At 55.9% G+C, this 14,264-nt stretch carries 9 protein-coding genes; 6 read left to right on the top strand and 3 right to left on the bottom strand.

Annotation, left to right across the window (positions count from 1 at the left end):
• Positions 1–72: 72 nt before the first annotated feature.
• Together DSM110093_RS17340 and DSM110093_RS17335 are read left to right on the top strand one after the other, a co-directional pair.
• Positions 73–852 (top strand): TIM barrel protein, encoded by a 780-nt coding sequence (locus DSM110093_RS17340; protein WP_243267961.1) that lies wholly within the window; start codon positions 73–75, stop codon positions 850–852.
• Positions 849–1,634: a fumarylacetoacetate hydrolase family protein gene (locus DSM110093_RS17335; protein ID WP_243267960.1), complete on the top strand. Its 786-nt coding sequence runs from the start codon at positions 849–851 to the stop codon at positions 1,632–1,634. Before DSM110093_RS17340 ends, DSM110093_RS17335 begins: the two co-directional genes overlap by 4 nt.
• Before the next feature lie 412 nt (positions 1,635–2,046).
• Here the strand turns inward: DSM110093_RS17335 and DSM110093_RS17330 are convergent, their stop codons facing one another.
• The gene (locus DSM110093_RS17330) at positions 2,047–3,501 is read right to left on the bottom strand and encodes an ATP-binding protein (RefSeq protein ID WP_243267959.1); all 1,455 of its coding nucleotides are present in this window, start codon (positions 3,499–3,501) and stop codon (positions 2,047–2,049) included.
• Between the two features lie 306 nt (positions 3,502–3,807).
• On the opposite strand from DSM110093_RS17330, the gene DSM110093_RS17325 reads away from it, so the two are divergent.
• The 3 genes from DSM110093_RS17325 (at position 3,808) to DSM110093_RS17315 (ending at position 7,667) form a co-directional block, all read left to right on the top strand.
• Positions 3,808–4,782, top strand: coding sequence for a response regulator (locus tag DSM110093_RS17325; RefSeq protein WP_243267958.1), 975 nt, complete (start codon positions 3,808–3,810; stop codon positions 4,780–4,782).
• Between the two features lie 971 nt (positions 4,783–5,753).
• A complete protein-coding gene (locus tag DSM110093_RS17320; RefSeq protein WP_243263313.1) occupies positions 5,754–5,966 on the top strand; it encodes an antitoxin VbhA family protein in 213 nt (70 codons plus the stop codon).
• A 723-nt stretch (positions 5,967–6,689) separates the two neighbouring features.
• On the top strand, positions 6,690–7,667 hold the full coding sequence (locus DSM110093_RS17315; RefSeq protein WP_243267957.1) for a response regulator: 978 nt from the start codon (positions 6,690–6,692) through the stop codon (positions 7,665–7,667).
• A gap of 578 nt (positions 7,668–8,245) precedes the next feature.
• Here the strand turns inward: DSM110093_RS17315 and DSM110093_RS17310 are convergent.
• Together DSM110093_RS17310 and DSM110093_RS17305 are read right to left on the bottom strand one after the other, a co-directional pair.
• The gene (locus DSM110093_RS17310; RefSeq protein WP_243267956.1) at positions 8,246–10,081 is read right to left on the bottom strand and encodes a BapA prefix-like domain-containing protein; all 1,836 of its coding nucleotides are present in this window, start codon (positions 10,079–10,081) and stop codon (positions 8,246–8,248) included.
• A 239-nt stretch (positions 10,082–10,320) separates the two neighbouring features.
• Complete coding sequence (locus DSM110093_RS17305) at positions 10,321–11,955, bottom strand: BapA prefix-like domain-containing protein (protein ID WP_243267955.1); 1,635 nt, start codon at positions 11,953–11,955, stop codon at positions 10,321–10,323.
• 273 nt (positions 11,956–12,228) lie between these two features.
• On the opposite strand from DSM110093_RS17305, the gene DSM110093_RS17300 reads away from it, so the two are divergent.
• A complete protein-coding gene (locus tag DSM110093_RS17300; RefSeq protein ID WP_243267954.1) occupies positions 12,229–14,226 on the top strand; it encodes a response regulator in 1,998 nt (665 codons plus the stop codon).
• Positions 14,227–14,264: the final 38 nt, after the last annotated feature.

Raw genomic sequence — 14,264 nt, 5'->3', positions numbered from 1 at the left:
TAAAGAAGGTTTATACTTGAACCAAACCACTCAATGCCGTTTCCTGTCAATGTTGAATTCGAGGTGCGGCAGATGAAGCTTATTTCCAACGTCTCAATGATGTTCTGTGAACTTCCCTTAGTGGAACGGCTCAAAGCAGCGCAGGATGCCGGGTTCGATGGGGTCGAGATCCAATTTCCGGAAGCACAGGCGATTGCGCCTTTGAAAGAGGCATCGAGCGCGCTGGAGATGCCCATTGAGTTGATCAACGTTCCCCGGGGGCCGGGGGAATCTGTCGGTCTCGCCGCACTGCCGGCCGAGAAAGAAGCTTACCGCGCTGCTGTGGAAATCTGTGCCAAACAAGCCGCCACTTTGAACGTGCGCAAAATCAATGTTCTTTCTGGCCGACCGCCTGAAGGCGTGCCTCACGCCGATTGCCTGGCGATGTTGAAGGCCAATCTAACATATACTGCTGAGGTGATGGCCAACATTGATGTGCAGGTCATGGTGGAGGCAGTGAATCGTCACGATGTCCCGGGCTTCTTTCTCTCGGGCCTAGATGAGGCGCTCGCGCTTTTGGAGGAGCTCAACTGTCCTAACATCGCGCTTCAGTTTGATTTGTACCATATGGCAATCACAGAGCCCGACTTACCTGCTGCAATCCGGCGGGCGGGGCCAAGGATCGGCCATGTTCAATTTGCTGACACACCAGGTCGCCATGAACCTGGGACTGGCGAGATCGATTTCGCCGCAGCTTTCACGGCACTGCACGACATAGGCTACCACGGCGCAGTTTCGGCAGAATATCGTCCGCAGCATAACACATGTGACGGACTTCAATGGATGATAGATTTCAAAAGGATGATGGCATGACCCACCAAACCACGTTGATTGAGAGAATCTTGCAGGATGTTCAGAATGGCAGTCCTTTTAACCCGTATGCCGAAGAGCCACCGCGAAGCCTCATGCAAGCCTATGCCGTTCAGGATGAGGTGGCAGCGTCCCTAGCTGCTCCTGAAATGCGCGGCCCGGTTGCTGGTTGGAAGATCGCCGCGAACTCGCAACAATTAATGGATCGGTTCAAACTCAGCGAGCCTGCGTCGGGTCGTATCTTTGCAAGTCAATCAGTGAAAAGCGATGCGGTGCTGGACGCATCGGATTACACAGAATTTGCCTTTGAGCCAGAAATCGTCGCTGTAATGAAGTCGACGCTGGCACCACAAGAGACACCCTTCAATCGGTCTCAGGTGGTGGCTGCCATAGATAGGTTCGCGACTGGAGTAGAGCTATTGGATATGCGTCATACGGACATGCCCAACACTCATATTCCCGATGCTATCGCACAAAATATTTCGAACGTGGGAGCGGTTGTTGGTGATGGTGGGGTTGAGCCAGAAAGCTTAAACACTAGCGATCTTAATACTGTTGTCCTGATTGACGGCAAAGTTGTGCACGACGTTACAGGAGCGGCTCCGCAAAACCCTCTGGATGCCGTAATTTGGCTTGCCAATCACCTCGCGTCTCGAGGCCTCGCCCTTGAAGCCGGTCAAGTCGTCTTCTGCGGAACGCATAGCCCGATCTTATATCATGACGGACCAGGGAAAATTGAAGTCGAGATGTCCGGCGTTGGTAGAGCAGCACTCACGCTTCGCTAAGCAAAGGCCCTTAGATTTTGGGTCCTGACGGCGGGAAAGGCCCGCACCATCAACACAGCATAGGCTGCTCAATAAGCGACTGGCCGAGCTGCTTGGGTAACTGCTGAACTGGTAGCCCGTTGGAACCGGGCGCTTCAGTGGGCTCAAAAGATCGAACAGAAGCTCGCAACGCGATACGGTTGCAGAGGTTTAGGTCCGTATTGCAGTCATGAAGGGCTACACCACGCTTGGCATACCCATCACGGGAACCGTAGACGCTGTGTCTAGGGAAAGGGAAATTCGTTCATAAACGACTTCATACAACAGAACCTCGGGAGCCTGTCACGCTTTGCCACATGTCAAACAAGGTTAAGAAACCTTTGCTTTGCCAGTAGAGGCTTCGTTGCTTGTGACGCTTGGCCCAGGCAAAAGATTACATCAAGTTTCTGACCGCCTGCCGCATCTTTCTATAGCCCTTACTGGAAACCGCAAAGTCGCTAGCCAGCTTCCATTTGGCGCGATAGGCCTCAGGGGTCAGACCATGCACTTGGCTTAGATGACGACGCAGAAGACCCATCTCCTCCCCACATTCCAGACAGGTAAGAAGGTGAGAGCCACCCTCCTGCTCATCCTCGAGATGCTCGCAAGAATTTGCGCCGCGGCCGTTAGGCAGGAACACGACGAAGTCCGTTCCCTCCCCCGGCTGGCTGGATACCGAGATCTCACCGCCCATCCGTTCGACGTCGCGGCGAACGATGCTCATACCAAGCCCCGTGCCTCCTCCCTGACGCGCCGTTCTTGGGTTGTGCGCTTCGAACTCATCAAAAAGTCTGACGAGGTGTTCTGCCTCAATGCCACAGCCGGTATCTGTGATCCTGATAGTGGCACCGTCCTGGCAGTGTTCTGACGCGATCGCGACCCGCACTTCGCCGAGGGACGTAAACTTAACAGCGTTGGAAAGAAGGCGTTCAACGACTTGGGTGAGGACTTGCGCATCAAACAGTAAGAGGGGATCATCTTTGAGGTCACAGGTAAGAGTGAGATCTATCCCTTTGGTCTGAGCGGCATCATGATGCCTATCCACGATATTGCCGATTACTTCCGACAGATTAAAGGATTCCTGGGCAATCGAAGCGGTCGCGTCGTCCAACTCTGCAATCCGCACAAGATCATCTGCGAGCGCGCTCAACCGGGATACATTCCGCTCAATCACCCCAACGAGATTGCGCGCTTTCTCATCGGCCACGACCATGCTCAGAAGACGGGTTGCTCCCCCAATGGAGCTAAGGGGGGTCCGCACCTCATGATTGGCATGCGACAGAAAGCTTGCACGGGTCGCCGCGGCTTGCTCGGCCAAACGTTTGGCCTTTACTCTACCGTCCTCTGCAGAAGTCAGATGAAGCTGGTCGGCTGCGATGGAGGCCAATCGGGTAAGGATTTCAATATCGTTTTCGTCCCAATCCCGCGGGCGGTGGTCTATACAGCAAAATGCGCCCACAACGTCCCCCCGCTCACTGCGGAACGGAACCCCGAGATACCCAATGAGGCCAAATTCAGCAACCGCCGGGTTATACTTAAGCTCAGGGTGCTTTCGAGAGTCTCGGACCACAAGCGGTTTGCCGCTGTCACGGACATGTTTGCAAAAAGAGTGGCTTAGTGGCGTCGAACGCGTCTGGAAGAGTTCTCCTGTCAGGCCCGCGGCTGACTTAAAGAGCTGTTGACCACCCGCATCGTCGATAATCGTGAGAAGGGATATAGGCGCCTTCATGACAAGGGATGCTATATTTGTAAGCTTATCAAAGCGCGCGTCGCGCTCGGACAGAGATGGGTCCAACTCAATAGATTCAGACGCACTAAAATTTGCGGAAACATTACAATTCAATGTCATAGTCCTACACTCTGCCTTACTGGCCGAGGTAAGAGGAAACCCGTTAGGACAATCAATACTAAAAGCCCATTTTGGGCCAAAAAAACGCAAAACTTGCGCCTGCGCAAAGAGCCCATGTCATTGAATACAAATGGTAAAATACCCATTCATGGCAGCAGAAATTATCGCAAGGCAATATCAAGTCTAAAGTATGGCGAAAGAAAGGCGCACAGCCCTTCAAAACTGCCATAATTTCGCTAAACATTTTCGAAACAGTAAACAAAATACTCCGTATTTTTAGTTTGCGTTCAATATTAAGGCCAATTGATGGAAATTCTTGCAGTCGACGACGACCCAATCATCCGAGACCTGGTCCAAACGACCCTATCTGCCGTAAACGCTTGCGAGATCACCACCGCCTCCTCTGGCGCAGAGGCGCTAGAGCTTCTTTCAGCACCAGAAACAAAATTCGACTGCCTGCTGCTCGATATCGAGATGCCAGAAATGGACGGCATTGCCCTATGCCGCAAAATTCGATCCCTACCGGGATACCTCTACACACCCATCCTAATGCTGACGCAAAGGACGGATGCTATCGCAGTGGGCCGCGCCTTCGTGGCAGGTGCGACCGATTATGTCACAAAGCCGTTTGAAGCAGGCGATCTTAGGTCAAGACTGCGTGTGGCAGAGCGCATGATGAAGAGAACAGAAGCCACGCTCCATATTTCCGCACAAGATTTGGAAACGGGATCGCCAGGGGTGCATCACTTTGACGATAGTCAAGCCGTGCACATCGAAGATATCCCTCAACTTGTTCTCCCCTTTTCACTGGGGGCATATCTCTCCCAGCTCTCACGGAGCAGCTTAGATGATTGCCATGTTTTTGCGGTCTCCATCGATAACTTTCAGCAGCTGTACGCGAATGGCACCACCGCAGAGGTCAGGACTGCAATCGTTGCAGTCACGCGGCTCATAGCGCAGAGCATAAGCTGTCCGGAGCTTTTGATGACCCACAACGGGGGCGGCATGCTTCTCTGCGTGGTCACAACTGAGCACCTGCCAGATTGGGACGACGTGGAAAATGCAATTCAACGTCAGTTGGGGGAGTTGGTCCCACGCTATGAGCACGGCGGCAAAATGAATCTCACCCTTTCGATCGGCAAGCCGATCCAGCCGAATGCCAGCGCCACACAGCGCGTAAAGCGGACGTTTGATCGCGCAATCCAACGGGTGAAGTCCGCCAGAACGGAAAGTCTCACGGGCTCACAACCAGATCTGCACCCTGCTGCCGCGGCGTCTTGATGCCGGCGTCGCTTCCCGTTTTGCCCTGCATCACAACGGCGCACGCTCCTACCATTAAAGTTTGTTCATTGGAAAAATGTCGGTCTTAAGTCACTGGCACTTTCCTTCCGATTTATGCGCCGCCTGGACCGGGACTATGCCGGGCAAAATTAAACACTCACCGAAAAACTTCGCAGGAGCCTACCTTCCGCTTTTCAGGTGGAAAATATTCGTTCTGTTATCATGCGACAAAAATCGCAACACTTGGCCAATGGGCGAAAGAAAATACCTTCAAGCGCTCTTCCTTCAATCCCTCAAGGAGAGCCGGAATTACCCCCCAGTCCCTCGACTAGCGTCAGCACCGCCGACAGCTCGATTGGTCCCTCCACCAGAATGCGCCGACTATCTGACAACGCCATGTCGGCGCATCGCACCGTGACGGGACCTGTTGGAGAGATGCACGACGCTGACGTCGCGCCCGCGACCTCAAGGGGGAGAAACACCGCGCCCTGAGGCTCGAGAAGCTCCTAGGCCTGACCTTCCGATGCAAGCCGAGGGTCGCGGCGCCATTTGTGGATCAGACTGGCGCCCCTCGCTTAGCGACGCGCAACCTGCGCAACAAAAACCGCGCCTGCGCAAATCGTCCGCGCCTCATTATCCGACCAGAACCGCTTTTTCTGACCCTTCTTACCCCCCATCCCAAACCTCAAGATGTCTACGATGGTGGACGTCTAGCAAGCACTATGACCCGCCGTCCGAGCGCCGAAGCCGGACGGATGCTGTCAGACCCAGAACGGCCCCATTTTCAACGTTAGACCAGTGTGCGTTCGGCGGCAGTGTCTTGGCGCGGCGGGCCATAAGATGGGGCTTGCCGAAAACCATCGGTTCTCACCCGAAGGTATCTTCTGTGGGAGGCAGCATAGCCCCAGATGTTCGATTGTTGTTTTCTTCAGATGCGAGTAACATACACGGGAAGCAGAAAGGGCGATTACATGGCCTGCACACACAAAAGCTATGACGAAACCGCCTCCGAGGACCGCAGGACTGTGGTTGCGAGCGCAATAAATAGTCAGCGCCTTGAGGGGTTGGAGCTTGACGTAGATACGTTAGCCGATCTTGATAATTTCATTTCAGGAAAAATAGACTTAGCGCAGGTCAAAGCCAAGATTGAAGCAAGGTTCGATCGCCTTGAACCGTCCATATAATTAGACATGTCAGATAAGTATGATGGTGGTGACAGATATTTTGATCCGGACACTGGAATACTCCGCAACAAGCTTGGACTAAGAACACAACAAGACCTTGACTTGGCTGAAACTGGCTATGCGGACTCTACGGGAGTATGCTCGATACATCGCCGAACGCGCTGGTCATAAGCTGACATGGGAGGGGCTGGATCGTGAAGATATGGTGCAAGCATCAATTCTTTCCCATAATTCCAACCACCATGCTCTGCGCGACATTATTATCAGGCAAATGACCTGCTGTTAATTAACTGAGCTTGCGCGATGTGTGGCGGTTGTTCTGCAGAGCTTCAAGCTCAGCTCGATCGGCGGGGCCAAGGTAAAGGCAGATGTCGGACCGAATTTGCATGCAACTTCCCAATGATGACGGAAGATGTGCGCGAATTTGGGGTGATTACCGTATGCAGTCACAAGCGGATGGTCGGCGCTTTTATTCCCCCGCGATCTTTGAAGAGCACAAAATTCAGGGCAGCCCCAGACGTCATTAAATCGCCACAATCCTGGATACACTCTTTAGTATAGATACATACCAAAGAACATGTCGCAAGGGCCCTGGAGACCCAAGCGACAAAGAACAGCTCGTTTCGACTGCCTGCACTTAAAGCCGCAAGGACCCGCTGAATGCGTCTTCCCTTCGCGAACTCTAATTCAAGCATGTCGCATCATGATCAAAGGACAAAGCACATGAAGATCCTCGCCGTCGATGACAATCCCTTCATCCTCGAGTTCTTGCCGGCAATCCTGCAAGGGACGGATTTTGCGAATGTGACCGTTGCCGCTTCGGGAAAGGAAGCGCTCGCAATCATCGAAGCGTCAGCGCAGCCTTTCGATTGCCTCCTGCTGGACATTGTGATGCCCTTCATGGACGGGATAACGTTGTGTCGCAAAATTCGGGCGATCTCGAGCTATCGCACAACGCCGATCATCATGCTGACACTCAAATCCGACGCAATATCAATCGAGCAGGCGTTCGCGGCCGGAGCCAACGACTACATTGTCAAACCCTTCGAAGTCCGAGAAGTTGAACGGCGCCTGCGCGTGATCCAGCGCCTCCTAGACAGTTCAGAAGTGGCGCTGCGGCTCGACCCCAAATTGATGTTGACAGGCGGCCACGAGGGGCAACACGACTTCGCTTTAGAGGACCCGGTTCACGTTCTTGGCGTGCCCCAATTGGTCCCGCCCTTTTCGCTGGGAAATTATCTCTCGCAGCTTTCTCGCAAGCACTTGAACATCTGCCATGTCTTCTGCGCGCAAATCGAGGACATCGCGACCTTATATTCTCGCGGCAGCAGCCGCGAATACGCCATGGCCATCGCCAATGTATCAGGCGCAATCAGCCGGGTTGTGGACTGCCCGCAGCTTCTTATGGCGCATTTCGGCGGCGGTACGATATTATGTATCGTCACCGGCGACAGCCTACCAGGCTGGCCGCAAATAGAAGAGTTAGTCTTAGCCGAACTTCAGATCATGGGGCCCTGGGGGGAAGACGCGAACCACGCACCGATCACTCTTTCGATCGGCCGGCCCGTCCGACCGAATGCCAATCGAACGCAGCGGGTACGCAACACTTTCAACAGAGCGATCGATCGGACGGCTGGCCGTCAGATCTCTAAGAACAATGCCTCGACCTCTCATACGTCAGCTGTATCATCTGCTCGTTGATCTCCTGACGGAGAAAGAAGCGCTTCATCCAACTCGGCCTTCTCCGGTTTATACGGTGAGGCCGAGCCATTCTTTCGAGATAAAGGTTCTGGCAACCTGTCAGGAGGATGGAGATCATGCAGGATATCGGCGCGGACCAAGGCCGCAATCTTCCCCGCGCAGCCCCCTCCGACCAAAAACGCCAACAGTATGGTCCAGCGGCCTCCTCCCAGCAAATACACGACGGTCGCGGTAATGATCGCATAAAGCAGACCAATGAGCGCGACGTTCCTCGGGACCTGAAAGAAACGCGCGCCGACGGCGGATAGCTTGCTGCCTGATCGTTCGACTGGCCCTTTTCCTCCCGCAGCCCCCATTCTCAGTTTCCGTCGCCGCTATCGGGATAGGCAAGGCATCGAACACATAAGGTGTGGGCTAAGAATATCACGCTGCCGTCCGTTTCGGTTAAGCGAAAGTAGAGGTGGAAACAGGCGCGTTGCTTGGCCATGCAACTCCAGTTCCTTAGTTAACGTTGACCCCTCCGGTAGCGGGAAAGCTGCCGGAGGGGTCAACATATTTTCTCAAATCAACCGGGACGGTTAGATGCTGCCTAGGCCGTCGTCGGTCAGCCCTCCCAGCAGATCGGTGACTTCGTTAAGCGTCTCGCCGAGCGGGTTATCGCCGCCGAGCAATCCGCCAGCGAGACCGCCAGAGCCGCTATCTTCTCCGGTCAGACCACCGAGCACGTCACCCAGCGGACCATCTTCTCCGGTCAGGCCGTCAAGGACATCACCCAGTGGGCCCTCCTCCCCAGTTAGACCGCCAAGCACGCCACCCAAAAGTCCACCCAGAGGATCGTCGGCACCGCCCTCTCCTGCGGACGTACCCTCGCCAAGAGTACCAGTGCTGGTAAGGTCGCCGACAATCCCACCAGAGCCGGTAATGTCTGACAGAACCCCCTCGTTGCCAACGAGGTCACCAAGCAGGCCATCAGAGCCCGTTACGTCACCTAATACACCCGAATTGCCGGTGAGATCGCCTAGCAGGCCACCATCAGAGATAACCCCATCAACCAAGCCAATGCGATCATCTGGGACGCCATCTCCGAGGAGAGGTTGTCCCAAAAGAGCATCCCCCACAGTGCTCGCCGGGGTGCCCTCGCCAATCAGATCGCCTAGCAGACCCTCAGAGCCCGTGATGTCTCCCAGAACCCCAGAGTTTCCTGTCAAATCGCCCAGAAGTCCGTCGTCAGAGATCACCGGGTCGAGGAAGCCTTGATTATTCAGGTCTGTGGGCTCAGCTGGGTCGGCCGGGACCGTAGGAACGCCATCTCCCAACAGGCCACCCAGCAGATCATCAGCGCCTCCTTCGACCGTACCTCCGCCAAGCGTACCTGTGTTGGTAAGATCGCCAACAAGCCCTCCGGAACCAGTGATGTCTGACAGAACCCCCTCGTCACCGACTAGGTCACCAAGCAAGCCATCAGAGCCTGTCACCTCACCGAGCACACCCGAATTACCGGTGAGATCACCCAACAGTCCCCCATCCGCGAGGACCCCGTCGAGAATGCCTACGCTGTCATCAGCAACGCCATCTCCCAACAACGGCTGGCCTAGAAGGTCATCTCCCACGGCACCAAGCGGGGAACCCTCGCCGATCAGATCGCCAAGCAATCCCTCAGAGCCCGTGATGTCTCCCAGAACCCCAGAGTTCCCTGTCAGATCACCGAGGAGGCCATCGTCAGAGATCACCGGATCAAGGAGGCCTTGATCACTCGAGTCCGTAGGATCAGTCGGATCGGTCGGATCCGTGGGATCGGTCGGGTCCGTAGGATCAGTTGGATCGGTTGGGTCCGTAGGATCAGTCGGATCGGTCGGGTCCGTGGGATCAGTCGGATCGGTTGGGTCCGTAGGATCAGTCGGATCGGTCGGGTCCGTAGGATCAGTCGGATCGGTTGGGTCCGTAGGATCAGTCGGATCGGTCGGGTCCGTAGGATCAGTTGGATCGGTTGGGTCCGTGGGATCAGTCGGATCGGTCGGGTCCGTGGGATCAGTCGGATCGGTTGGGTCCGTAGGATCAGTCGGATCGGTCGGGTCCGTAGGATCGTCGTCTCCCCCACCGCTACTGCTGGCCGCGGCACCAATTAGACCTAAGCCACCTGCCGCCGCCGCGATCAAACCCTCATTAGACATCTCACCGCTACCACCGACAAGAGGATCACCTTCGACCCCGCTCTCGGTCCCGTCGGCCAGAACCAAACTATGCAAAGAACCGTCCGCTGCTGGAATGTAAAAATCATTGACTGTGATCACATCCCCGTTCGCAAGGGTAATGAACAAGTCATCCCCCTGTCTGGCGTAGCGCTCAATGTCGGAACGGTTAACGTCAATCTTGATGCCAATTTCAGAACCGGCTTGGATGGTTCGATCTGCCATGTGCAAACTCCTCATGGGGGCCGCCTTGGGAGAGGCGTACTTCTAAAGTATGTATAAATAACTTAAGTATATGAGAAACAGGCGTTACTCTGGTTGTCAATCCTGAATGGGGGGGGCTTTGCCACCCTCATCTCAGATCCCGCCCCCGGTATGAAATCGCTGAGCGCCTTGAAATTAAGGGAAAAGCCCCGCCTTTCAGCGGGGCTTTTGGTAAGTGCGAGAAGTTAGAAACAGTCTGTTTACGCGCCATCCACCGAAGCCGAGAGGCTCAGGAGCATGCCGTCACCACCGAGACCATCCAGCAGATCGCCGCCTAGATTGCCAAGCAGACCCCCATCACTACCCGCTCCCAGCAGGCCGACACCGGTGAGATCACCCAGCAATCCGTCCTCGCCGGTTACATCAGCCAGCAGGCCCATATCTCCAACAAGATCACCGGCCAAGCCCTCGGACCCGGTCACGTCACCCAGTAGGCCTTCGTTCCCCGTCAGGTCGCCAAGCAGACCGCCGTCCGCGATCACCGGATCAAGCAAACCATCCTCAGCCCCCACGGTGGCCAACAGGTCCTCAACCGTACCAGAGACGACATCAGCTGGTCCGCCGTCCCCGCCGAGAAGGCCGCCAAGAACGCCACCTTCACCGCCGAGCAAGCCACCAACGAGGCCCTCGTCACCAAGAACACCGTCTAGCACGCCACCCTCACCGCCGAGCAAGCCGCCAACAACACCCTCGTCACCAAGAACACCGTCTAGCACGCCACCCTCGCCGCCAAGCAGACCTCCAAGAAGATCCCCTTCGCCGCCGAGCAAGCCGCCAACAACACCCTCGTCACCAAGAACACCGTCTAGCACGCCACCCTCGCCGCCGAGCAGACCTCCAAGAAGGTCCCCTTCGCCGCCAAGCAAGCCGCCAACAACACCCTCGTCACCAAGGACACCATCTAGCACGCCACCTTCACCGCCGAGCAGGCCGCCAAGAATACCGCCATCACCGATAACGCCATCAAGAACGCCTTCTACGGTTTCAACGATACCGTCCACTGCGCCACCTTCGCCCAGCAAACCATCGGTCAGCCCGGTCCCGCCAAGGACGCCGCCCAAAAGACCGTCATCAGACACAAGTCCTCCAGTCAAACTACCAGACCCGTCACTGCTGCCCAAAAGGCCGCTGCCCGTTAGGGTGCCAACCAGGCCATCCTCTCCGGTAACGGGGCTCAAAAGCCCGTCGTTGCCAACCAAATCTCCCAGCAAGCCATCGGACCCGGTCAGGTCTCCCAACAGCCCATCGTTCCCGGTGAGACCACCCAGCACGCCTTCATCCCCAAGCACGGGATCAAGCAATCCAGTGTCCGCCTCATCCGTAGGCTCAGTGGGGTCCGTCGGATCGGTTGGATCAGTTGTGTCTGTCGGGTCGGTTGTGTCCGTCGGGTCGGTTGTGTCCGTCGGATCGGTTGTGTCCGTCGGATCGGTCGGATCTGTTGTATCTGTAGGATCAGTTGTGTCCGTCGGATCAGTCGTATCGGTAGGGTCTGCCGGATCGGCCTCATCATCGCTGTCATCAGCAAACGCGAGAGAAGCTGTGGTCAGAGCGCCCAGCCCAGCACCGATTTGCTCCATGTTGCCACCAAGACCGGCAACCTCTTCCGTGTCATCAAAGGTCCCTTCAACGCCGCTGAACGTACCATCAGCCAGCATCAGCTTGTGCGGCACACCGCCAGCCGCAGCTTCGTAGAAGTCAGATACGACGATCTTACCGCCATCACGCAACTCTACAACAAGGTTGTCCCCTGACTTTACGTATCTGGAAATGTCACCTTTGGCGGCATCTATCTTCACGTTGGCTAGGCCGCCAGCCTGGAGCTCAGTAATCGCCATCTCTTCTTCCTCTATCTATCCAACGCCCCTTGGGAGCGTGACCATTGGTCCACCCAGTTTCTCAATAACGAGATCACATACTAAAGTTGCGGTCAATGGATAGCTTACATACTTTTAGACATGTGCACCTTGCGTTGCTCATACACCCCGATATCCAGCCAAATGCTCATCAAGGGAACCCACGCGGTTGACGATAGCCCCTCAGGATCGCAGCATCCCAACGGCCCACTTGGATCGGTATGTTACCCCTCCTGCCCACCAGAAGAACAAAGCATGCTGGAGAACCAAATGCCCGAGGAAAAAGAATCGGCTTTGAACGCAGCAAAAGTCAGACCTGTTCTGCAGGCGATCGCACGCTTAATATCCACCGATCGGCGCATTGCGATACTCGCAACAGGGAAGGCAGAAATCCTACTTTCAAACCCCCCTGCCAATCAATTGGGGCTGGACGTGGCGGCTCTCAAGGCGACCTTTAGCTGGCCCACACTCTGCGCCCGCGCACAGCGCAGCGGCAGCGTTGCGGTATCCACAACTTATAAAGCAACACAGCTCGAGGGAGAGCTGGTACACCTCTCTCTTGGCAATGCCGAAACTTTCCTGCTGCGCTTGGTCGAAACTGATCAAGAGGCTGTGCAACTACAAAACCGCGCGCGCGCAGCGACCCTGCTTCGGGTTGCCCACGACCTAAGAACACCAATCCAATCTGTCTTAGCCTCCGCAGAAACACTCTTTGAGCAAGAGAAAGGCGCAGCTGCAGCGCCCAATCCGCGCACCGCAGACGTGCAGAAGTCTGCGCAACTCGCCCTCACTCACATAGAAAAAGTGATCCGCGTGATCCGGGGGGAACTGACCAGCGCCGACCTACAAGCCGACGAGGACTTCGACCTGGGCGAAGAAGCACGAACAATCGTCGATATGATCAAGCCCATCGTGCACGGGCGAGGCGCGAGCGTGACCCTGACCGTAGAGCCACAAGACCAACTCCGGCTTCACGGGCCCGTCCATCTGGTGCGCGCCCTGCTCCAGAACATGTTCGACAATTCAGGCAAACATGGCGGGGAAGCCATCGACATACATGTTACATGCGCCCCCGGCCCAAGACAGCAAGACACCAAAAGGCAGAGCGAAAACATCATCACCGTTCAGGTCGCAGATCAGGGCGGCGGTATACCCGATGCCCAAAAGGCGCGGCTGTTGGGAAGCAATATTGACGCAACACGCATAGACCGGAGCACCGACGCCAAGACAGAGCGGACCAGCGCCGGGATGAGCGTCCTAGCCCATGCCATCAGCCACCTGGGCGGCCATCTCGAACTTCTTGACCGAGCCCATGACGGCGAACCGCTGATAGACACCACACAACCTGTCGCCGGGACAATCTTACGCGCGACTTTCTCATTGCCCGGCGCAGCTGCAGATACCACAGCAGAGGATCCAGACGCCACGCCGAGCAGCGATGGACTGCTAAAAGGCCTTGGGATACTGGTCGTAGAGGACAGCCCCTCAAGCCGAGATTGGCTGGTTCACAGCCTGAGCCAAGCGGGCGCGCAGGTCGAAGGGGTCGAGAACGGATTGCGAGCAATGCGTATTCTGCAACGGCCCGACGCCGCGCAGAACATTAACCTTCTGCTGACCGACATGACCCTCCCCCATATAAACGGTGTCGAGCTGCTGCGCGGCATCCGAGATGAACAATCAAAGGGCAGACTGGAATGGGACGGGCTGATCCTTGGTCTGACAGCGCATGTTAACGACAAGCTGCGTGAGGCATGTCTCGCCCTCGGAATGGTCCGGCTGCTGGAAAAGCCCATCCGCAATGCTGCGCTTTGCCACGCGGTCTACTGTGCAGCCCACAGCAAGGATGACAACACAGTCTCCGCCACAGACGGCAGCGCCCAACCAATAAAAAAGACCCCCGCCACCTTGGCAGAACCATTCTCAGCAAGAACAGTCAAAGACCTGACCAAGCAGCTTGGCCAAGAGGCTGCCGTGGGGTTCATGATGCGCGCCCATGCCGAGGCACGGGCGATCCTTGATGAGATCACACCCGGCAAGCAGAGCGCCGAAACCAAGCGCTTGCTGCACGCCGCAACCGGGTCTTCCGGCCTTACGGGCCTTAAGTTGCTGGAACACGGCCTGCGCCAAGTAGAGCTTTCTCTCGACACCTCCGAAACGACACAGCAAGTTGCACTCGAGGGCGCAAGGGAAGCATTAGACGCGACGCAAAAAGCCATACACACGCTTGGATCAAGTTCACCCGATAACAGATGATCGCTTGCTTCGCTGAGGTTTCGTGATAAATCTAGCGT

This window comes from Sulfitobacter sp. DSM 110093, assembly GCF_022788715.1.
Taxonomy (GTDB): Bacteria; Pseudomonadota; Alphaproteobacteria; order Rhodobacterales; family Rhodobacteraceae; genus Sulfitobacter.
Note: the sequence above shows the minus strand (reverse complement) of the source record. Positions and strands in the feature narration are given on the sequence as shown.